The organism is Paenibacillus sp. FSL R7-0273 (assembly GCF_000758625.1).
Taxonomy (GTDB): Bacteria; Bacillota; Bacilli; order Paenibacillales; family Paenibacillaceae; genus Paenibacillus_AQ.
In genome coordinates this window covers 5,780,001-5,800,245 of the sequence record NZ_CP009283.1, presented here as the reverse complement: position 1 = coordinate 5,800,245, position 20,245 = coordinate 5,780,001, and the positions used below count along the sequence as shown (strand labels likewise).

Here is a 20,245-nt window from a genome sequence, read left to right as displayed (position 1 = left end):
GGGTGGAATACGGTTGTTAGAGGGTGTTGAAACTGTTTAAATTGTTTAACAATAAACGTCTGTTCATCCTGCTGATTACACTGGTAATGTTCATCGTGGTTATGGGCTTCAGCCTGGGGACAAGGAAGTCCTTGTCCTGGCCGGAGAACTTTCTACGCGATACGACCGGATTCGTGCAAAATTTGTTCTACAAGCCCGCTGGATATGTAGCGGGCTTCTTCCAAGATATCGGCAATCTGCATGATCTGGCCGAGGAGAACGAGCGGCTCAAAATTCTGGCCGCCCAGTATGCGCGGGATAAAGCTATCTATAATTTCACTAATGCGGATAATGAAAGATATAAAGTACTGCTTGATTTCAAGGAAGCCCAAAAGAAACTGTACGATTATGAGCTGCACATTGCCCAGGTAATCAGCCTGGTGACAGAACCAAACAACAGCTCTGTTGTTATTGATCTCGGTTTAAAGGACGGCATTAAACCCAACATGTCAGTAATTTCTCCGGAAGGGATGGTTGGCGTTATCAGCCAGGTGAGCAACTTCACCTCAACGGTGAAGCTGATGACGATGATGGATATCAACGATCCCAACTCCCAGCCGCCGATTGCCGGAACCGCACTGAACAAAGAGCAGGACAGCTTCGGTATGATTGAGAGCTATGATCCGCAGTCCGGATTGCTGGAGATGAATAAGATTCCGGTCGGTGATCCGATTGCCGCAGGGGATACCATCATTTCCAAGGGAAGCGGCGGTGTGTACCCGCGCGGCTTGACCATCGGAACCGTCAAAAGCGTTCAGGAGGGGGCTTACGGATATACATCGACTGCCCTGATTGAGCCGAGCGCCAATTTCCAGGACTGGAAGGACCTGTTTGTGGTGTTCACGGAGGAGCGTGTTGAATAGTGAGGATGCGCAGATCAGTTCTTATCCTGCTGTTATTTCTTTTATTTATTGTTCAGGGAACCCTTCTGCCATGGCTGCTTCCGAATGTATGGCAGATGAGAATCATCCCTAATCTTGTCTTTATCGTAATTCTGTTTGTGACCATCTACCATCACCGGCATACAGCACTTATTCTGGGTTTATCCTTTGGCATGCTGCATGATGTGGTTTTTTACGGAAGAATTTTGGGTGCCCACTCCTTTGCAATGGGGGTGTCTGCCTATCTGATCGGTCTGCTGTTCCAGCTTCCCCGTGCCCCGCTGCCGCTGATGATGACGGTTGTGCTGCTCGGGAGCCTGCTGGAGGACAGTATCCTGTTTGGCATATACAGTGTGTTCAACCTGAACAGGGAGCCTTACAACTGGGCGCTTTTGAATTATATGCTGCCGACCATGCTGTTCCATTTTGCTGTCGGGCTGCTTCTGTATATTCCGGTAAGGCGTCAGCTGGAGCTGATTAAGAATGAGACCCGCAAGGAAGAAGCGGCATAGCCGGTCTATGCAATTTCTTTCAGGCAAAGCAGGAATTCACCTGATCCGGAACGAATGAATGAGGATGGGGGGACAGGCATATGACAGTAAAATCCAAGCACGTGAGGATTAAGGGCATCAAGGACGGCCTGGTATTCCTGCTAGACGACAAGTGTCCCTTTGAAGATCTCTTAAATGAGCTACGCTACAAGCTGGAGCACAGCCATCAGAATATTCTAACCGGACCGATTGTGCACGTGGATGTCAAACTGGGCAGCCGTCCCGTTACCGAGGAAGATAAAGCGGCCGTCCTGGATATTCTAAAGGGACAGGGAAATCTCTTGATCCGTTCCATAGATGCGGTTGTTGAAAGTACCGAAGCAGACCCGGACGCCCTCTTCATTATGAGCGGGATTGTCCGTTCAGGCCAAGTGCTTCATCATGAAGGAAATCTTCTGTATCTGGGTGATGTTAATCCTGGAGGAGCGATTACCTGTACGGGGGATATTTATATACTCGGAGCCCTCAGGGGCGTTGCCCACGCTGGTGTGGACGGCAATCAGGAGGCGATTATCGCCGCTTCTTTATTGACCCCGACCCAGCTGCGGATTGCCGATTGCATCAGCCGTCCTCCGGATGAATGGGGGACCCGGGAGAGCAGTATGGAATTTGCCTATTTGTCCAGCGGTGCCATGCAGATCGACAAAATTCATAATATAATCAAATTACGTCAGGGTTTAAATGTGTTTAAAGGGGTGTAGCCTCCATGGGAGAAGCGATTGTCGTAACCTCGGGCAAAGGCGGCGTTGGCAAAACAACCACAACAGCCAATATTGGAACCGCGCTTGCACTGCAGGGCAAAAAAGTATGTCTGGTCGATACGGATATCGGACTGCGGAATCTGGATGTAGTTATGGGGCTGGAAAACCGGATTATATATGACCTCGTTGATGTGGCGGAGGGACGCTGCCGGCTGAATCAGGCGCTGGTTAAGGATAAACGTTTTGATGAGCTGTATATGCTGCCTGCTGCCCAGACGAAGGATAAGACTTCGGTTACTCCGGAGCAGGTCAAGGATATTATTCTGGAGCTGAAAAAAGAATACGAATATATCCTGATCGACTGTCCGGCCGGAATTGAGCATGGGTTCCGCAATGCCATCGCCGGTGCAGACAAGGCGATCGTCGTCACTACTCCGGAGCATGCGGCGGTAAGGGACGCAGACCGGATTATCGGACTGCTGGAGCAGTCCAGCGTGGAATCACCGAAGCTTGTGGTTAACCGGATTCGTCCGGGACTGGTCAAATCCGGAGATATGCTGGATATTGAGGATATTTTGCAGGTTCTGAACATTGATCTGATCGGAATTGTACCGGATGACGAGCTGGTCATTAAGGCAGCTAATAGCGGTGAGCCTACGGTCATGAATCCTGACTCCGCTGCAGCTATAGCCTACCGCAATATTGCGCGCCGGATTCTGGGCGATGCTGTTCCGCTAATGCAGCTGGACCGGAAGCCAGGGGCCTTCAAGAAATTCAAGAAGTTTTTCGGTATGGGCTAACCTGTAACAAGCAATTATACAATAATAAAGAATCCCGCCGCAGGGCTTATTGCGGCGGGATTCTTGCGGTGCGGTGAGAAGTGCCGCCCCCTCTGTGCCCGGCGGGATGATGGAGCAGCTTTTACCCTCCGGGTATTCGTGCATGCCTTCCCAGGGCTTGTTCTAAACCGGCTCCGGCGGCTCATAAGCTATCAGTAAAACAAGCCCGCCGGAGGGATCATTATGGAACAGAGATCAGGGATCAAAGGCCGCCGCCAGGAGCGGATCCGCAGCCTGCTGGATGAGCAGCCGGAAGCCGCACCGCTGCCGCTTTATGAGCTGAATGAGGATACAGCCAGCTTCAGGGAATGGGCGCAGCAGCCGGAGCGCAGAGAACATGCTCACGAGCCGGATCCTGAGAAGCTTTGGAAGCAGAGCCGTGGAGGCTGGATGCATGAGGGAGACGGGGGAGATGGCGGCAGGCCGCGGTTCACAGGCGGTTTTGTCCGGAGGACAATAGCTAGTGTACTGGTGTTCGGAGCGGTATGGGGAATTTTTATGGCCCGGGAGCCCTGGGCGGTCAGAGCGCAGTCGTTTATTACAGATGCGCTTAGTAATGATATGGACTTTGCCGCTGCCCGGGTATGGTACGAAACACATTTTGAAGGAGCTCCTTCGTTTATACCTATTTTCGGGGAGGATGAGATTCCCGCGGAGAAGGTAAGTGCCTCACACAATCTGAGTGCACCGCTGGAGGGCGATATCCTTCGTTCTTTTGCCGATACCTTATACGGTGTGGAAATTATGCCTTCAGCCGATTCAAGCGGCAGTGTGACGGTGAAAAGTGTAGATACGGGCCGTGTCCTGTCCGTTTCCAAGGAAGCGCAGGGAGGCATCCGGATCGTTATCCGCCATACAGGCAGCCTGACAGCAGAGTACGGGCATCTCACCGGAACCCGGCTGTCGGCAGATGACTGGGTGGAGAGCGGGGATACGGTGGGCTGGATGCAGGAGACGGAGAACAATGCAGCGCCGCTGCTTTTTTTTGCGGTGATGAAAGACAAGACTTATATTGATCCTGCCGAAGTGGTATCGTTTGATTAGGGTATCGGGTATCCAGCTGTCGCTGCATCCGCTGTTCGTGCTGGTTATGCTGCTCTCGGTCATTACCGGACAGTTCCTGGAGCTGTTGACGTTGTTTATCATTGTATTGATTCACGAATTGGGACATGTCTGTGCCGCCCTGCTGATGGGGGTTACTGTCAAGTCAGTCCAGCTGCTGCCCTTCGGCGGGGTAGCGGTTATAGAGGATCATGGAAGGCTGAACGCCGGCCGGGAGATTGCGATTGCGCTTGCCGGACCGCTTCAGAACGGAATTATGATTCTGATTGCTCTTGTCCTTCAGCAACTGGGGAGCGGCAGCACTGCCTTTCTTGCTTATTTTATCCAGGCGAATGCCATTATTGCGCTGTTTAATCTGTTGCCGGTACTTCCGCTTGACGGGGGCAAAATCGTCCAGGCTGCGCTTAGCATGCTGTTGCCCTATTATTACACCCTGCTCTGGAGCGGGAGAGTAAGCATAGCGGCAAGCGGGCTTGTCATCAGTTATGCGCTGCTGCCCCTTACAGCAGGATCAGGGCTGCGGCTGAATCTGCTTATGATCGGAGCGTTTCTGCTCTATTCGAATATTACGGACCAGCGGAATCTGCATTACCGCTTTCTCGCTTTTCTGATGAACAGGGAGGCTGCCTATGAGCGGTATTTGCGGCTTGGCAGTGCGGCACGTCCGATTGTTGCCTTTGCTGCGAAACCTTTGGATGATATATTGCGTCTATTTAAACGTAACCAGTATCATTTTATTTATGTGATGAATGATGATAAGAATGTGGTAGCCGTTGTACCGGAGCAGCGCCTGATCTCCTCCTATTTCGGAAGGTAGATCCGGTTTAAGGCTGCACAGCGGATGGCGACAAATGAAGATTTAGACCAGAGGTGAAGCCATGAAACAAATGATCGTTCACTGCACGCAGCATGTTACCCGGATGGCTCTTCTGGAGAACGGGCGGCTCGTGGAGTATGCGGCTGAACGCGATCAGCAGCAAGGGCTGGTCGGCAGCTATTACAAAGGCCGGGTTATGAATGTATTGCCAGGCATGCAGGCTGCTTTTGTCGACATCGGACAGAAGAAAAATGCCTTTTTATATGTAGATGATGTGCTTCATCCCCATCTGGAGAAGCAGCCGCAGGTCAAGCCTTCCATTGATACGCTGCTGGAGCCGGGACAGGAGATTATTGTCCAGGTCCGCAAGGAGCCGCGCGGCGGTAAAGGGGCACGGGTAACCACCCACTATACACTGCCGGGACGCTGGATGGTGTACATGCCGTTTGCCGAATATGTCGGGGTATCCAAAAAGATCAGCCGTGAATCAGAGCGGAACCGGCTGAAATCAATCGGAGAGCGGCTGCGGCGGCGCGAGGAAGGGCTGATCATGCGGACTGTATCAGAGGACGAGCAGGTGGATGCGGTTGAAGGCGACCTGTCTTTCCTCCGTGCGCAGTGGGAGATGATTGTCCGCCGGGCGGAGGAAGCCTCCGCACCGGCCTTGCTGCATTCCGATCTCAGTATTGTTCAGCGTTTCATCCGGGATGCCTTTAACCCGCAGCGGGATGAGCTGATGATAGACTCAGCTAAGGCCGTGCGGGAGGCGGAGGCGTTTCTGGCCGATATGGCCCCAGGGGGCCATAAGCCGGTAGGCTTTTACCGCGGAGCAGAGCCGATATTCGCCGCTTACGGCGTGCAGGAGCAGCTGCTGAAGAGCTTCAGCCGTAAAATCATCCTCGAAGGCGGCGCGACACTGATCTGGGATGAGACCGAAGCGCTGACCGTGGTCGATGTGAACACTGCCCAGTATACGGGCGGGTCGACGCTGGAGGAGACAGTGACGCAGACGAATCTGCTTGCGGCCGAGGAGATCGGCCGGCTGATCCGGCTGCGTGATACGGGTGGCATTATTATCGTTGATTTTATTGACATGGAGCTTGAGGAACACCGCCGGCAGGTGCTGGAGCGGCTGGAGCGCGTAGTCAGCAGTGACCGGACCAAGACACATATTCTGGGCTGGACACAGCTCGGACTGCTGGAGATGACCCGCAAAAAGGCAAGACATGACTCGGCGGGCTTTGCTCCCGTGATCTGCCAGTGCTGCGGTGGGACAGGCAAGGCCGGTGCCTGGCTGGAATAAATGAATTCAGCATGTACCATTGACTATAGTAAATAAGTATGATAATATCTTCAAGTGTGTGTTTGGTTATCCTAATCTTGCACATGCTGTAACCGCTCCGATCGGGTACATAAGCGCAGTTCCTCCGGGAATCTGCCACCTAGACTAGGCGAGTCTGAGACATGAGGAGGTGCAAGTACAATGTATGCAATTATCGAAACTGGTGGTAAACAATACAGAGTCCAAGAGGGCGATGTTCTGTTCATCGAGAAGCTGGAAGCTGAAGACGGCGCAAGCGTAACGTTTGACCGTGTATTGGCTGTTTCCAACGAAGGCGGTCTGACTGCAGGAACTCCGCTTCTAAGCGGCGCATCTGTAACAGCTAAGGTCGAGAAACACGGTAAGGGTCAGAAGGTTGTAGTTTACAAATACAAACCGAAGAAGAACTACCACAAGAAACAAGGCCATCGTCAACCGTACACTAAAGTAACTATCGAGAAGATTCAGGCGTAAGAAGGTGCGTTAATGATTAACGTGCGGATTACACGGGCTTCGGACATGGGTACTGTTATCGGTTTTGAGGTGGAAGGGCATGCGGGTTATGCCAAACGCGGCGAAGATATTGTGTGTGCCGGAGTATCTGCTGTAACGGTGGGTACGGTGAACTCAATTGAGAGCCTGACCGGAATTTTGATGGATACGTCCATGAAGAACGGCTTTTTAAGCGGAACCCTTGGTTCTGTTAAAGATGCTGAAACCTCCGCGAAAGTTCAGCTGCTGCTGGAATCCATGGTCTTAATGCTCAGTGATATCGCAGAATCATACGGGAAGTATATTAAGATACAGCAAGTCACTATTTAAAGAAGGAGGTTGACCAACATGTTGAAATTGGATCTTCAGTTATTCGCATCCAAAAAAGGGGTAGGTTCCACAAAGAACGGACGTGACTCCCACTCCAAGCGTCTTGGCGTGAAACGTGCTGACGGTCAGGCGGTTACCGGCGGTAACATTCTGGTTCGTCAACGCGGAACCAAAATTCACCCGGGCACTAACGTAGGCATCGGTAAAGATGATACGCTGTTCGCTCTGGTTGATGGCGTAGTGAAGTTCGAACGTTGGGGTCGCGACCGCAAAAAAGTGAGCGTGTACCCGGTTGATGTCGCTCCGGTAGCAGCGGCAGTGGAAGCGTAAGCTTTCCGAACCACATCTGTAAGTAGAAGCCTCCGGCATCAGTGCCGGGGGTTTTTTTGATAAGTGAGGCGGGAGATCAGGGGTTTCCCTGAAACTGTCTGAATGCTGTTGATTGCTGGTGATTGCACCGGATGCCTGTGTTATACTGGAAAATGGAAAAAGCGCCTTAGGGCCGGCTAGACTAAATTTGGAATGAATTTTGCGAACTGAGGGACGGGGAGAAAGAATGAAATCCTGGAAAGGTATTGTCTGGGCAGTCATGTTATCCGCAACGCTTCCTTTAGGTCTCGTGTATTGGCACACCTCCCTTTTCACATGCCTGCTGCTCGGAGTATGGGTAGCTGCAGTGCTTGCTTTCAGCTTTTTTTACAACCGGCGTCATTATGAAGAGGAACTGCGCATACAGGAGAAGACTCTGCAGCAGGCGGCGAACCGGACACTGAATCATCATCGTCATGACTGGATGAATGATCTGCAAGTGCTTTACGGATATATTCAGCTGAACAAGCCTGATAAATCCGTGCAATGTGTGGAAAGAATAAAGGAGCGAATTGCGCTGGACAGCCGGATCGCTAAGCTTGGCATTCCGTCACTGGTATTCTATCTGCAGTCGTTCCGTACCTTCAGCAGCAGTCTGGAGCTGGAAGTGCAGGTGGAAGAGGGGCTGCAGCTGGAGGACAAGCTGACATCCGGTCAGGGTGACGAATTAACTTCTGTGGTTATGCAGACGGTAAGGGCTTACCAATACAGCGGAATGGCACCCCAAGGGGATACGCGGATACTCCGTCTGGGCTTTACTCAGGATAAGGGAGACATTCTTATCTCATTTCAAAGCAAGGGAGAGCATGGCAATCCCGAGCTGCTGCAGGGGCAAATTTATAATATAGTACAAGGTAAAATCATGAAAGCGGAGCAGTGGAAGCCCGGTGAGGCTTACGTAGAGCTGCGTGTACCGCTTGAGATGTAAGGAAGGTGAACTTAAATGTTCGTAGATAAAGCTAAGATTTATGTTAAAGGCGGTGACGGCGGCGATGGTCTCGTAGCCTTCCGCCGTGAGAAATATGTTCCGGAGGGCGGACCGGCCGGAGGTGACGGCGGGCGCGGAGGTGACGTTATTTTCCGTGTAGATGAGGGCTTGCGTACTCTGATGGATTTCCGTTATCAGCGCCACTTTAAGGCTGACCGCGGAATTAAAGGCCGCAACAAAAGCCAGCACGGTGCAAATGCCGAGCATATGATTGTACGCATTCCTCCGGGAACCGTGCTGATTGATGATGATACACAGGAAATTATTGCCGATATGACCCGTCACGGCCAGCAAGTGGTCGTAGCACGCGGCGGACGCGGCGGACGCGGAAATGTCCGGTTCGCTACGGCGGCTAATTCTGCCCCTGAGCTTGCAGAGAACGGGGAAGAGGGCCAGGAGCGTTATATTGTGATGGAGCTCAAGGTTATGGCAGATGTGGGTCTCGTAGGCTTCCCGAGCGTGGGCAAGTCAACACTGCTGTCGGTTGTGTCAGCAGCACAGCCCAAGATCGGTGCCTATCACTTTACGACAATCACCCCGAATCTGGGAGTGGTTGCAGCCGGCGACGGCCGCAGCTTTGTTATGGCGGACCTGCCGGGTCTGATTGAGGGTGCCAGTGAAGGTGTGGGTCTGGGACATGAATTCCTGCGCCACGTTGAACGTACGCGGATTATTATCCATGTGGTGGATATGTCCGGGTCCGAAGGACGCGATCCGTTCGAGGATTGGGTGCTTATCAACGATGAGCTGAAGCAGTACAATGCCAACTTGCTTGACCGTCCGCAGGTTGTGGCGGCGAACAAGATGGATATGCCGGAATCGGAGGAGAATCTGATTTCCTTCCGGGAACGGATTGCTGAGGTTCGCCCGGACCTTGAGATTATGCCGATTTCCTCACTCACCCGCCAGGGAATCCAGGAGCTGCTCTACCGTGCAGCAGATCTTCTGGACAGCATTCCGGTGGCTCCGGTGGTCGAAGAGGTCGCCGAAACGGTGGAGCGCAAGGTATATAAGCTGGAGGCTGAAGCTGATGACAGCTTTACCATTACCCGTGATAACGAAGCTTTCGTTGTCACCAGTCCCCGCATCGAGAAGATGCTCAAGCGCATGCAGCTTAGCACCCATGATGCCATTCTGAAGCTGGCACGCACACTCCGTCATATGGGCGTAGATGCCGAGCTGCGTAAACGGGGTGCTGTGGAAGGCACAATCGTGCGCATCGGGGATTTTGAGTTCGAATTTGTAGAAAGCAGCAGCTACTACTAAATCATGCGTCTGCCCGCCGGGCAGGCGGCTATAGAAAGCCGGCAGTGTCTTCTCCTTACGGAGCACACTGCCGGCTTTTTTTGTCATAAAGAACACCCAAACCCTCTAAAGATCGTATACAATGGTAACGGAAATGCATGATTTTCCATATAAGCGGATGTTTGCTTTTTTATCGGATAAGAGTTACCGATATATACAATACATACCTGCCCTCAGGAAGGAAGGAAAATTAATGGCTATTATTGAGGTAGTAAAATATGACGGGCCTCCCGGCGTGTTCGCCTGGAAGCATCCGGAGCAGGAGCTTGGCACCTGGACGCAGCTGATCGTTAACGAGTCTCAAGAGGCGGTTCTGTTCAAGGGGGGACAGGCGCTGGACTCCTTTACGGCAGGCAGGCATACACTCAGTACTGCGAATATTCCGGTTCTATCCCATATTGTAAACCTGCCGTTTGGAGGGAAATCTCCTTTTACAGCAGAAGTGTGGTTTGTCAACAAGCTCAATTCGATGAACGTCAAATGGGGCACCAGCTCACCGCTGCAGCTTCAGGATCCTAAATATAACATGATGGTTTCAGTCCGCTCCTTCGGGCAGTTCGGGGTACGGATCGAGGATGCGCGTAAATTTCTGCTGAAGCTGGTCGGTACGCTCCCGCAGTTTGATCAGGAGACCATGGTCAGCTATTTCCGCGGACTGCTGATGTCCAATATTAATGAGCTGATCTCCTCCTATCTGATCCGGAAAAAAATCAGCGTGCTGGAGGTAAACGCATATGTCGTAGAGATCTCGCGGCATATCCAGGGCCGGCTGGCTCCGGTTTTTCTGGAGAACGGAATCGAGCTTAACAACTTTTATATCGACTCCATCAACATTCCCGAAGATGATCTGGCAACCCGTACCTTGAAGGAGGCCTTGGCCAAAAAAGCACAGATGGATATTATCGGCTACACCTATCAGCAGGAACGGAGCTTTGATACGCTGGAGGAAGCAGCAGGTAACCCCGGCAATCTGGGGACCGGCATGATGAATGCCGGCCTCGGCTTGGGGATGGGCTTCGGTATGGCCGGACCGGCAGCCGATATCCTGAACCAGATGACCAAGGGGATGGGGGAGGGCGGCAAGGCTGCCGCAACCGGAATCGCCGGCAAGGCCTGTCCGGCCTGCGGGGCAGTAAGCCCGCAGGCGGCACGGTTCTGCGGCGGATGCGGAAAGGGCTTCAGGGCGGTTGAGCCTGAAGGGGAAGCAGAGGATACCGTCGTATGCCGCAGCTGCAGCAGCCGTGTTGCCGCCGGAGCCAGATTCTGCACACATTGCGGGGACAGCATGATCCTGAAATGTGCAGGTTGCGGTCATGAGCTGGAGGCGGGACAGCGGTTCTGCGGCGAATGTGGAAAACGAAGCGGCTGAAAGGGGCAGAGATGCAAAAGAAACGAAGCTACACGGGACTTATTAGCCTGATATATGCTGCAGCAGCAGTTCTGACATGCGCAGCCTTTATCCTGCCGGGCTTCCCTGAATCACGGGGACGCTTCATCACCTCATTGCTGTCGGTCCTGGCTGCGGAGAGTGCGGTGTACGGCTATATATTATTCTGGATCAGATCGGCAGGAAAGAACAGGAGGCCCTCGCCTGTACTGATCAGCGGAGCCTGGATTACGGCAGCTTATGCAGCAGCTGTATTCATAGCGGCTGCACTGCTCGATTGGGGGCTGCAGCTGCCGCCGCGGCTGTATATGACGGTGCAGCTGGCCTTGCTCCTGGTAAGTGCTGGCTTGCTTGCAGCGGTAGCGCTGTACGGACAGAGAGCTGCGGCAGAGGAACGCCGGGCTACTGATGCCGTCCGGGCACACCAGCAGCATCAGGCGGAGCTGCGGGAAATCCGGGAGCTTGCCGGCAGCTGGAGGCATCCGGGAGCAGAGTGGCTTGCTGATCTAATCGGCGGGCTGCAGGAGCAGTTCAGATACAGTGATCCGCTGTCCAGGCCGGAGCTGTATGATACCGAAGATATGCTGACCCGGCAAATCTCTTTACTGCATGACCAGGTTGCGCTGCTGCTGGCGCTTCAGGACCCGGGCAGCGGCTGGGAAGGGACGGCAGCTGAACTGGCCGGGAGTATTACCGGCACGCTTCAGCGCCGTAACAGGGAACTGGCAGCACTCAAATAGGAGGAAGCTTACAACGTGATAACTGCAGGAAATATGGGAGGGCAGGCACTTGGGAGTAGCGGCGCAAATTCCGTTAAGCTGCCCAAGTATGCCCGGACCGCTTTTGATTATATTGTAATTGCCGCGTGTTATCTGTTTATGCCGGCAGGACTGGTGCTGGCACTGGTACGTCTAATAACCACACATTATAAGAATTACCGTAAGCCGGTTAACTTCAGCCTGCTATATCATGCCTTTGTCGGCGGGTTTGTTGAGATCGTTATCTTTATAATCTATGAGGTGGCGGACCAGCAGTATGATTTCGGCGGAACCGGGATGCTGATCAGCCTTCTGATCTTTTTCAGTGTGCTTTTCCTGCTGCCGGCAGCTGTGTTTGCATACGTTGCAGCTGTCAGCAGGCATGATTTTTCACTGCTTGCCGCAAAATATGTACAGCTGGCCGGCGTCAGCGGCATCCGCCGGACCGGGCGCCTGTCCGCAGAGACGGGACAGCACGAGCGCGACGTGCGCCGGGATCTGCTGTACCTGCAGGACTGCGGCGCTCTGGACCGCGGACTCGTATTTGAAGAGGGGGACACGGCGGCAGCTGCGGGCGGTATTGACGCAGCAGGCGGTTCGGCCCCGGGCTCAGCCCGCTGGTTCGCCGAAAAAGCTTCCGGCGTGCCGCAAGCTCCGCAAAGCCCGCAAGCCCCGCCGCAGCTGCCGAAGTCCATCCTTTGCTCCGGTTGCGGTGCACAGAATACGGTGCTGCCGGGACAGGCGAAGGCCTGTGACTACTGCGGCACTACTATTCCTTACAGGTAACTGCAGACAGCTGACTCTCCACGAAGCCCCCGGCATCTACCCGGGGCTTTGCTGCATCTGCGCTTTTCTCCGTGGATGAAAATCTATTGCTTTTTTCAGACCTTTTCAAGTATAATGTCCACTATGTAAACACAAAAGTCTTTGGGGTGAGGACGTTCGTGAAAGAGCGCTATTATTTGGTCCGCGAGGACATTTTACCTGACGCCGTGCTGAAGACCATGCAGGTCAAACAGCTGCTGGAAGCGGGAGACGCCAAGACGGTGCATGAGGGTGTGGAGCAGGTTGGGCTTAGCCGCAGCGCTTTTTATAAATATAAAGACGGCATTCATCTGATTCACCAGCTGGAGCGGGAGCGGATCGTTACCATCTCGCTTGATCTGGAGCATGAATCGGGCATGCTGTCCAAGGTGCTTGGCTGTGTAGCGGTCCATGGAGCCAACGTGCTCACAATCAATCAGAGTATTCCGCTGCAGGGACGGGCAAACGTCGTCATCTCTGTGGAAATTTCGCATATGAATCAGGAGCTTGGTGATATGCTGGACGGACTGAGAGAAATCTCCGGTGTAAAACGGGCTGTAATCATCGGGCAGGGCTAGTAAAGCTTCATAAAACTTTTAGGAGGAACCACATGAAGCCGGTTAAAGTTGGACTATTGGGACTGGGTACAGTCGGTGCGGGCGTTGTCCGTATCGTAGAAGGAAATCAGGAGGACTTGAGCAGTCAGGTAGGTTCCCCGATTGTCATTGAACGCATAGCTGTCAAGAATGTTGATAAGCCGCGCGATATCGAAGTGGATGCAGCTCTGATTACCACCGATCCGTGGGAGGTTATCCGCGATCCTGAGATTGATGTTATCGTTGAGGTAATGGGCGGCATCGCCGGCACGAAGGAATATATCCTTGAGGCGCTGGAGCTAGGCAAGCATATCGTCACCGCCAACAAGGACCTGATGGCCCTTCACGGTTCAGAGATTCTGGCCAAGGCGCAGGAGAAGCAGTGTGATGTATTTTATGAAGCCAGCGTTGCCGGGGGCATTCCGATTATCCGCACGCTGATTGAAGGCTTTTCCTCGGATAAAATCAAGAAGATTATGGGGATCGTAAACGGTACAACCAATTACATATTAAGCAAAATGAGCCAGGAGGGTGCCTCGTACCATGATGTGCTGAAGGAAGCGCAGGGGCTTGGCTACGCCGAGTCGGACCCGACCTCTGATGTGGAGGGACTGGATGCCGCCCGCAAAATGGCCATTCTCGGCACGCTCGGCTTCCGCACCAATGTGGAGCTGAATGATGTCAGTGTCAGCGGGATTTCCGGGGTAAGCAAGGAGGATATCGCCTTTGCCAAACGGCTCGGCTATGACATGAAGCTGCTGGGGATCGCCGAATGCGAGGATGAGGAATTCAGCATCAGCGTCCAGCCGACCATGATCCGTACCGGACATCCGCTTGCGTCGGTGAACGGAGTCTTTAATGCCGTTTATGTCTACGGGCAGGCGGTTGGTGAAACGATGTTCTACGGGGCTGGTGCAGGTGCGATGCCGACAGCGACTTCAATTGTTGCCGACCTGGTTGCCGTAATCAAGAACCTGAAGCTGGGTGTGAACGGTCTGAAGCAGATCGTTCCTTATAAGCAGAAGAAGCTGAAGAGTGACGAGGATATTTTCTACAAAAACTTCCTGCTGCTGCATGTCGATGACAAAGCGGGGGTTTTGGCCAAAATCACCCAGGTATTTGCGGAGTATGACGTCAGTCTCGATTCCGTTGTGCAGCAGGCTAACCCGCATAATCCTGACGCGGAAATTATTATTGTGACGCATAATGCCAGCCGGGCGAGTATGAATAAAGTACTGCGTCATCTGGAGGAGCTTCCGGTTATTCACCGGATCAAAAGCCATTACCGTGTAGAGGGGTAATCCTTCTTCTTGAACAGAGCTGCAGCTGTTACGCGCAAATAAACTGAAGGAGATTTCACCTGCTATGAGTATGTATGGAAGGTCTAGAGTAAAAGTGCCCGCCAGTACCGCAAACCTGGGACCCGGCTTTGATACACTGGGGATGGCTTTGTCGCTGTACGCCTGGATTGAGATGGAAGAGGCTGAGGAGACGGTGTTTCACCTTTACGGTGACCAGATGAACGGACTTCCTTGTGATAAAAGCAATCTGCTCTACCAGGTGGCTCAGATGGTGTTCGCCGAAGCAGGTGTTTCGGTTCCTGAGCTGTCCATCTCCATGTATTCCGACATCCCGCTGACACGCGGCCTCGGCAGCAGCGCATCGGCTATTATCGGCGCGCTGGCTGCAGCCAATACGATGATCGGGTCACCTTTGGATGATGCGAAGCTGTTCGATATAGCCTGTTCCCTCGAAAAGCACCCTGATAACGTTGGGGCATCCCTCTTCGGGGGAATCATCACAGCAGTCTGGGACGGTACACACGCCGATTACATCCGGATCGAGCCGCCCCGGGATATGGAGGTGCTCGTCGTTATTCCGGAGTTTGAGCTGGCTACCACCAAAGCGCGCGGTGTACTCCCTGCCGAGATTACAGTCAGCGATGCGGTATATAACATCAGCCGTACCTCGCTGCTTACGGCAGCCTTTGCTGCAGGCCGGCTTGATCTGATCGGCCGGGCGATGCAGGACCGGCTGCACCAGCCGTACCGTGCTCCGCTAGTTCCGGGGATGGAGAAGCTGCTCGCTGAAGCGCCGCAGCACGGTGCGCTCGGAATTGCGCTTAGCGGCGCAGGCCCGACACTGCTCTGTCTGGTAGACGCCGGCGAGAGCAGGAAGCAGGAGCTTGAGCTGTTCCTGAAGGAGACGATGGCGGAGCACGGGATTCCGGCTCAGACCCGCTGGCTGCCCCCGTGTATGGAAGGCGTGAAGACAGAACTGCTGGAAAGAAACGGGATGCAAAACAGCTCATTTTTGGATATGATAAAAGGAGAAATACAGTAATGAAATCGATAGCGGTATTGCCGCAGGGTACGGTATCCCACGAAGCGCTGCTGCATTTATTTGGTGACGAGCCGGTCAGCATTGAGCATCACAAGCTGATCTCCGATGTTTTTCTTTCGACGGCAGGCGGTACTACCGATTATAGTGTGATTCCGATTGAGAATACGATCGACGGATCGGTAAGCCTGCATATTGACTGGCTCATTAATGAAGTGAATCTGCCGATGCAGGCGGAATGGATTTTCCCTTCGATTCAGAATCTAATCGGAAATCCTGGCGAGTTCATGAATGCCGGCGGCGAAAAGGACTATGCCGGAATGGTCAGAATCCTCTCCCATCCGGTTGCAATGGCGCAATGCCTGCAATTCATCCGCGAGCATGCGCCTTGGGCTGAGCTGGAATCGGTAGGAAGCACTTCTGAGGCTGTGGAGATTGTGAAGAACAACCCCGGCAAAGGCTGGGCTGCCATCGGTACGGCGCTCGGGGCGGCTACGCATGGTCTGGAGATTGTAGAGCGCAAGATCACTGATCACCATAATAACTATACGCGCTTTGTTCTGGTAGGGCCGCAGAAGCTGAGTCTTCCAAGGAAGAACTCAGGTGACAAGACAAGTATTCTTGTAACCCTGCCTGAGGATTTTCCGGGAGCCCTGCATCAGGTCCTGGCTGCATTTGCCTGGCGTCGGCTGAACCTGTCACGTATTGAATCACGGCCGACGAAGAAGAAGTTGGGTACTTATTATTTTTACATTGATGTGCTGGAACCGATAGAATCGGTCCTGCTGCCTGCCGCGATCGAAGAGATCAAGGCTTTGGGCTGCCAGGTGCGGATTCTGGGCTCGTATCCCACATACACCTATGAGGAAGAGAAAGCGGAGGTGCAGTAGTTCATGGCTGAGCAATGGATTTATCTGGATGGACAACACGTAAATAAAGAAAATGCAAAGGTATCCGTATTCGATCACGGTTTTTTATACGGGGACGGTATTTTCGAAGGCATCCGTATTTATAACGGCAACATTTTTAAATGCAAAGAGCATCTGGACAGGCTGTATGATTCGGCCAAATCCATCATGCTGGACATTCCGCTGACTTATGACGAAATGCTGGAGGCCATGGCGGAGACCATCCGCCTGAATGAAATGCGCAACGGCTACATCCGTCTGATCGTTTCCCGCGGCCCCGGCAATCTCGGACTTGATCCGCGCCGCTGTCCTAAGGCCAGTGTAATTATCATTGTGGAGCAGCTCGCGATCTATCCGGAGCAGGCTTACCTGAACGGCTTGCGTGCCGTTTCCGTATCCCAGCGCCGCAACCTTCCGGATGCGCTCAATCCGAAGATCAAGTCGCTTAACTACCTGAATAACATCCTCGTCAAAATCCAGTCCAATCTGGCGGAAGCCGACGAAGCGATTATGATGAATGCACAGGGCTATGTAACTGAGGGCTCGGGTGACAACATCTTTATCGTAAAAAGAGGAGTTGTCTACACGCCGCCTTGCTACCTGGGCGCGCTGGAGGGCATCACCCGTCTTGCGATTATCGAGCTGTGTGAGAAGCTGGGCCTGCCTTTGAAGGAAGAGCCTTTCACTATGCATGACGTATATATTGCTGATGAGGTATTCTTCACCGGAACTGCTGCCGAGGTTATTGCTGCCCGCGAAATCGACGGCCGGATTATCGGTGAGGGCCATGCCGGCCCGATCACCCTGCAGCTGCTGGAAGAGTTCCGAAATGCCGTGGATAAAGACGGCTATAAGGTCTGGGAGTAATCTTTTCCTGAGCCGGGCACACCTAAACTAATATAATGAAATCCCTTCATGCCGGCGGTATCGGCCTTTGTCCATGAGACAGAGGGCGGTCCCGTCCAGGCGTGAGGGGATTTTTTTTGCTGCCGGGGATGTCAATCGCCCATGGGCTGCATAAGATGTAGTAACGAAGGAGGCGGCTGTACCGCATATATCGATGCTTTGAGAGCAGTGCCCGGAGTGGGGACAGATGCTCAATGAGCCGGAATTTGCAGCTGGAGCAGGTAATCGATACAGCTGTAAAGCCTGCAACGCGCTCCAACAATTACGCACTTTTAGGAGGTTAATGCTGCGTGAAGATACACATTGTCAAGCAAGGCGATACGCTCTATGCATTATCGCAAAAGTACGGGGTTCCTCTGCAAAAGATCATTGAGGCCAATCCGCAAATCAGTAACCCGGAGGTGCTTAATGTAGGGGATAAGGTTAAAATCCCTGCAGCTTTGGCACCGGTGCACGAGAGCAGCGAGCTTTTTTATAAGCATACTGTTAAACAGGGGGATACGCTCTGGAAATTGTCCAAAGCCTGGGGGATTACGCTGAAGGAAATCATTGATGCGAACCCGCAGCTCAAAAATCCAAATGCGCTCCTGACCGGAGAGATTGTGAACATCCCCAAAAAATCAAATGCAACAGCCATTCAGCCGCAAGCGGTCCAGGGTGCTGTGACACTTCCTACCGAAGCCGGATCTCCGGCGATTGTTGACAAAACGAAAATTGGCGGTAAAACCTACACCGGACCTATAGTACAGCCTGCCAAGGAAGCAGAGACAGCACCCGTGGCTGAAACGATTCCTGAGCCTGTTGTCAATAAAGCGCCTGAGGTTAATATTGCCCCAGAGGTGAATGTTGCTCCAGAAGTGAATGTCGCTCCTATAGTTAACAAAGCTCCTGAGCCTGCACCGGTCCAGATGGTTCATGAATCCCAAAGCCTGTATGTGCAAATCTCTGTACCTGCCCAGGAAGCGGTGGTCTATGAGCCGAAGGAAAAGGGCAAGGCGGCAGTAGAACCAGTAGCATTGGCTCCGTTAACCAAGGAAACCCACTGTGATCCTGCGGCCGGATATCCTGGATTAAACGAAAACCCGTATCATTATGATTGCCCTCAGGTATATCCGTATTACGAGCAGGCTATGCCGATTATGGGTATGAATCCTGCAGAAAATATGTTTCAACCGGCTATGTATATGCCTGAATGCATGACCCCATACGGCTATCCCGGTCATGTATACCCGGCTGCCGAGACTCAGGGCCCCTGGTATCCTAATATGGCGCCTGAATATCAGAATGTACCATTTGCTGCGGTAACTCCGGCTGCTGATTATTCCCCGTACGGAGCTCAGCAATACGGCGGGCAACCGGTAAATCTGCCATGGCCGTCCTGCGGCTGCGGAGGCGGGCCTGTCATTCAGCCGTACGGTTATGAGCAGCCGGTATATAACGGTGCTCCAGCATACCAGCCGCAGCAGGGTGCATTCTCACCATATGGGTTGATGGGAGAAGCTCTGCCTGGCGGCAGTCCTAATTCAGAAGCTTATTTTGGGGTCAACTCGAACCCTATGCTGTCCGGTATCCCGGCCTATCCGGTTTATCCCGGTATGGAGAATGCCGTGCATAATCGTGTTCCGGCAATCCTGGAGCCTGAGCCTACTGTACAGGATATTCCCCAAGCAGCGGCTGAAAATGTAAAGGATACAGCGGCGAAAGCGAAGTCCCGCAGCGGTAAGACCGGAGCGGCAAAAGTGAAAGTCTCCGCTACTAGTGAAGGAAAAAGCATTAAATCAGCTTCCAAGCAGGGAGCAAGCCGGAGCAGCCGTCAGGGAACCAGCAAGAAAAGCAAAAATCCATGGATTTCGAATTAACCGGTTTTGATGCAATTATGTGATCTGGAAGCATGCGGGCTGCTCTGTATGGGCTCTGCATGCTTTTTTTTGCCTGCAAAGCTAAGTAGTAGTGGTTAGCCTATTTGTATTAATGCAACTTTTTTATATCTGGGAAATTTTGTGGGTTGTTTTTGATCAACAATCCATGGTATATTATAAATCCAGTCGCGGACAGCAAGTAATTGCAGTGATTGGACATGCTCTTCTGATCTGAAATGCAGATAACTTTTGAAAAAAGACTTGCATTAAAATGAAGAACATGATATATTATAAAAGTTGCTGCTGACGATAACATCGAAGGCGACGACGAGCTTGATCTTTGAAAACTGAACAACGAGTGAGTATCGGAAATCACTTCGGTGAGATCCAAAAGTAGAGAATGCAAATTCTCGTCAGATGTTTCAAAATGAGCAATCGCTCTTTCTAAATACCAATTTGGAGAGTTTGATCCTGGCTCAGGACGAACGCTGGCGGCGTGCCTAATACATGCAAGTCGAGCGGGGCTTATCCTTCGGGGTAAGCTTAGCGGCGGACGGGTGAGTAACACGTAGGCAACCTGCCCCTTAGCCTGGGATAACTACCGGAAACGGTAGCTAATACCGGATAATTTCTTTTTTCTCATGAAGGGAGAATGAAAGGCGGAGCAATCTGTCATTAAGGGATGGGCCTGCGGCGCATTAGCTAGTTGGTGGGGTAACGGCTCACCAAGGCGACGATGCGTAGCCGACCTGAGAGGGTGAACGGCCACACTGGGACTGAGACACGGCCCAGACTCCTACGGGAGGCAGCAGTAGGGAATCTTCCGCAATGGGCGAAAGCCTGACGGAGCAACGCCGCGTGAGTGATGAAGGTTTTCGGATCGTAAAGCTCTGTTGCCAGGGAAGAACGTCCGGTAGAGTAACTGCTACCGGAGTGACGGTACCTGAGAAGAAAGCCCCGGCTAACTACGTGCCAGCAGCCGCGGTAATACG

At 52.7% G+C, this 20,245-nt stretch carries 21 protein-coding genes, 1 rRNA gene and 1 other annotated feature (1 of these 23 running past the window's edge); all 22 genes read left to right on the top strand.

Annotation, left to right across the window (positions count from 1 at the left end):
- Nucleotides 1–23: 23 nt before the first annotated feature.
- Nucleotides 24–902, top strand: a complete 879-nt coding sequence (gene mreC / locus R70723_RS24935) for a rod shape-determining protein MreC (RefSeq protein ID WP_039876458.1) — start codon at nucleotides 24–26, stop codon at nucleotides 900–902.
- Entirely contained in the window at nucleotides 902–1,432 is a 531-nt protein-coding gene (gene mreD / locus R70723_RS24930) for a rod shape-determining protein MreD (protein ID WP_081957486.1), read from the top strand. The genes mreC and mreD overlap by 1 nt, the downstream gene beginning before the upstream one ends.
- 80 nt (nucleotides 1,433–1,512) lie before the next feature.
- On the top strand, nucleotides 1,513–2,172 hold the full coding sequence (locus R70723_RS24925) for a septum site-determining protein MinC (protein ID WP_039876456.1): 660 nt from the start codon (nucleotides 1,513–1,515) through the stop codon (nucleotides 2,170–2,172).
- Nucleotides 2,173–2,177: 5 nt separating this feature from the next.
- A complete protein-coding gene (gene minD / locus R70723_RS24920; RefSeq protein WP_039876455.1) occupies nucleotides 2,178–2,972 on the top strand; it encodes a septum site-determining protein MinD in 795 nt (264 codons plus the stop codon).
- 222 nt (nucleotides 2,973–3,194) lie between these two features.
- Nucleotides 3,195–4,055, top strand: coding sequence for a M23 family metallopeptidase (locus tag R70723_RS24915; RefSeq protein ID WP_039876453.1), 861 nt, complete (start codon nucleotides 3,195–3,197; stop codon nucleotides 4,053–4,055).
- Nucleotides 4,048–4,890, top strand: a complete 843-nt coding sequence (locus tag R70723_RS24910; protein ID WP_039876451.1) for a M50 family metallopeptidase — start codon at nucleotides 4,048–4,050, stop codon at nucleotides 4,888–4,890. The genes R70723_RS24915 and R70723_RS24910 overlap by 8 nt, the downstream gene beginning before the upstream one ends.
- A 61-nt stretch (nucleotides 4,891–4,951) precedes the next feature.
- Entirely contained in the window at nucleotides 4,952–6,193 is a 1,242-nt protein-coding gene (locus R70723_RS24905; RefSeq protein WP_039876449.1) for an Rne/Rng family ribonuclease, read from the top strand.
- An 80-nt stretch (nucleotides 6,194–6,273) separates the two neighbouring features.
- Nucleotides 6,274–6,359: a sequence feature (ribosomal protein L21 leader region), on the top strand.
- Nucleotides 6,360–6,373: 14 nt separating this feature from the next.
- On the top strand, nucleotides 6,374–6,685 hold the full coding sequence (rplU, locus tag R70723_RS24900; protein WP_039876447.1) for a 50S ribosomal protein L21: 312 nt from the start codon (nucleotides 6,374–6,376) through the stop codon (nucleotides 6,683–6,685).
- Between the two features lie 12 nt (nucleotides 6,686–6,697).
- The gene (locus tag R70723_RS24895; protein ID WP_039876445.1) at nucleotides 6,698–7,033 is read left to right on the top strand and encodes a ribosomal-processing cysteine protease Prp; all 336 of its coding nucleotides are present in this window, start codon (nucleotides 6,698–6,700) and stop codon (nucleotides 7,031–7,033) included.
- An 18-nt stretch (nucleotides 7,034–7,051) separates the two neighbouring features.
- Nucleotides 7,052–7,363, top strand: a complete 312-nt coding sequence (rpmA, locus tag R70723_RS24890) for a 50S ribosomal protein L27 (protein WP_039876443.1) — start codon at nucleotides 7,052–7,054, stop codon at nucleotides 7,361–7,363.
- A gap of 226 nt (nucleotides 7,364–7,589) precedes the next feature.
- Complete coding sequence (locus R70723_RS24885; RefSeq protein WP_047171226.1) at nucleotides 7,590–8,330, top strand: Spo0B domain-containing protein; 741 nt, start codon at nucleotides 7,590–7,592, stop codon at nucleotides 8,328–8,330.
- A 15-nt stretch (nucleotides 8,331–8,345) separates the two neighbouring features.
- Entirely contained in the window at nucleotides 8,346–9,656 is a 1,311-nt protein-coding gene (gene obgE, locus R70723_RS24880; RefSeq protein ID WP_039876439.1) for a GTPase ObgE, read from the top strand.
- A gap of 232 nt (nucleotides 9,657–9,888) precedes the next feature.
- Nucleotides 9,889–11,064 (top strand): SPFH domain-containing protein, encoded by a 1,176-nt coding sequence (locus tag R70723_RS24875; RefSeq protein WP_039876438.1) that lies wholly within the window; start codon nucleotides 9,889–9,891, stop codon nucleotides 11,062–11,064.
- 11 nt (nucleotides 11,065–11,075) lie between these two features.
- A complete protein-coding gene (locus R70723_RS24870; protein ID WP_144027220.1) occupies nucleotides 11,076–11,822 on the top strand; it encodes a hypothetical protein in 747 nt (248 codons plus the stop codon).
- A gap of 15 nt (nucleotides 11,823–11,837) precedes the next feature.
- Nucleotides 11,838–12,626, top strand: coding sequence for a hypothetical protein (locus R70723_RS24865; RefSeq protein ID WP_076418585.1), 789 nt, complete (start codon nucleotides 11,838–11,840; stop codon nucleotides 12,624–12,626).
- A 158-nt stretch (nucleotides 12,627–12,784) separates the two neighbouring features.
- Nucleotides 12,785–13,222: an ACT domain-containing protein gene (locus R70723_RS24860; protein ID WP_039876434.1), complete on the top strand. Its 438-nt coding sequence runs from the start codon at nucleotides 12,785–12,787 to the stop codon at nucleotides 13,220–13,222.
- A 32-nt stretch (nucleotides 13,223–13,254) separates the two neighbouring features.
- Nucleotides 13,255–14,541, top strand: coding sequence for a homoserine dehydrogenase (locus R70723_RS24855; protein ID WP_039876433.1), 1,287 nt, complete (start codon nucleotides 13,255–13,257; stop codon nucleotides 14,539–14,541).
- Between the two features lie 64 nt (nucleotides 14,542–14,605).
- Nucleotides 14,606–15,583: a homoserine kinase gene (thrB, locus tag R70723_RS24850; RefSeq protein ID WP_039876430.1), complete on the top strand. Its 978-nt coding sequence runs from the start codon at nucleotides 14,606–14,608 to the stop codon at nucleotides 15,581–15,583.
- Nucleotides 15,583–16,470, top strand: coding sequence for a prephenate dehydratase (gene pheA, locus R70723_RS24845; protein WP_039876427.1), 888 nt, complete (start codon nucleotides 15,583–15,585; stop codon nucleotides 16,468–16,470). Before thrB ends, pheA begins: the two co-directional genes overlap by 1 nt.
- Before the next feature lie 3 nt (nucleotides 16,471–16,473).
- Nucleotides 16,474–17,355, top strand: coding sequence for a branched-chain-amino-acid transaminase (gene ilvE / locus R70723_RS24840; protein WP_039876425.1), 882 nt, complete (start codon nucleotides 16,474–16,476; stop codon nucleotides 17,353–17,355).
- Nucleotides 17,356–17,684: 329 nt separating this feature from the next.
- Complete coding sequence (locus R70723_RS24835) at nucleotides 17,685–19,253, top strand: LysM peptidoglycan-binding domain-containing protein (RefSeq protein WP_039876424.1); 1,569 nt, start codon at nucleotides 17,685–17,687, stop codon at nucleotides 19,251–19,253.
- A gap of 453 nt (nucleotides 19,254–19,706) precedes the next feature.
- Nucleotides 19,707–20,245 (top strand): 16S ribosomal RNA (locus tag R70723_RS24830); it runs 1,009 nt beyond the window's last position.

Excerpts from the sequence above, each read along its gene's own strand:
- R70723_RS24905 (WP_039876449.1), top strand. The coding sequence starts at position 4,952 with ATGAAACAAATGATCGTTCACTGCACGCAGCATGTTACCCGGATGGCT.
- R70723_RS24895 (WP_039876445.1), top strand. The coding sequence starts at position 6,698 with ATGATTAACGTGCGGATTACACGGGCTTCGGACATGGGTACTGTTATC.
- rplU (WP_039876447.1), top strand. The coding sequence starts at position 6,374 with ATGTATGCAATTATCGAAACTGGTGGTAAACAATACAGAGTCCAAGAG.
- R70723_RS24870 (WP_144027220.1), top strand. The coding sequence starts at position 11,076 with ATGCAAAAGAAACGAAGCTACACGGGACTTATTAGCCTGATATATGCT.
- rpmA (WP_039876443.1), top strand. The coding sequence starts at position 7,052 with ATGTTGAAATTGGATCTTCAGTTATTCGCATCCAAAAAAGGGGTAGGT.
- R70723_RS24875 (WP_039876438.1), top strand. The coding sequence starts at position 9,889 with ATGGCTATTATTGAGGTAGTAAAATATGACGGGCCTCCCGGCGTGTTC.
- thrB (WP_039876430.1), top strand. The coding sequence starts at position 14,606 with ATGAGTATGTATGGAAGGTCTAGAGTAAAAGTGCCCGCCAGTACCGCA.
- R70723_RS24885 (WP_047171226.1), top strand. The coding sequence starts at position 7,590 with ATGAAATCCTGGAAAGGTATTGTCTGGGCAGTCATGTTATCCGCAACG.
- obgE (WP_039876439.1), top strand. The coding sequence starts at position 8,346 with ATGTTCGTAGATAAAGCTAAGATTTATGTTAAAGGCGGTGACGGCGGC.
- pheA (WP_039876427.1), top strand. The coding sequence starts at position 15,583 with ATGAAATCGATAGCGGTATTGCCGCAGGGTACGGTATCCCACGAAGCG.
- ilvE (WP_039876425.1), top strand. The coding sequence starts at position 16,474 with ATGGCTGAGCAATGGATTTATCTGGATGGACAACACGTAAATAAAGAA.
- R70723_RS24855 (WP_039876433.1), top strand. The coding sequence starts at position 13,255 with ATGAAGCCGGTTAAAGTTGGACTATTGGGACTGGGTACAGTCGGTGCG.
- R70723_RS24915 (WP_039876453.1), top strand. The coding sequence starts at position 3,195 with ATGGAACAGAGATCAGGGATCAAAGGCCGCCGCCAGGAGCGGATCCGC.
- minD (WP_039876455.1), top strand. The coding sequence starts at position 2,178 with ATGGGAGAAGCGATTGTCGTAACCTCGGGCAAAGGCGGCGTTGGCAAA.
- R70723_RS24925 (WP_039876456.1), top strand. The coding sequence starts at position 1,513 with ATGACAGTAAAATCCAAGCACGTGAGGATTAAGGGCATCAAGGACGGC.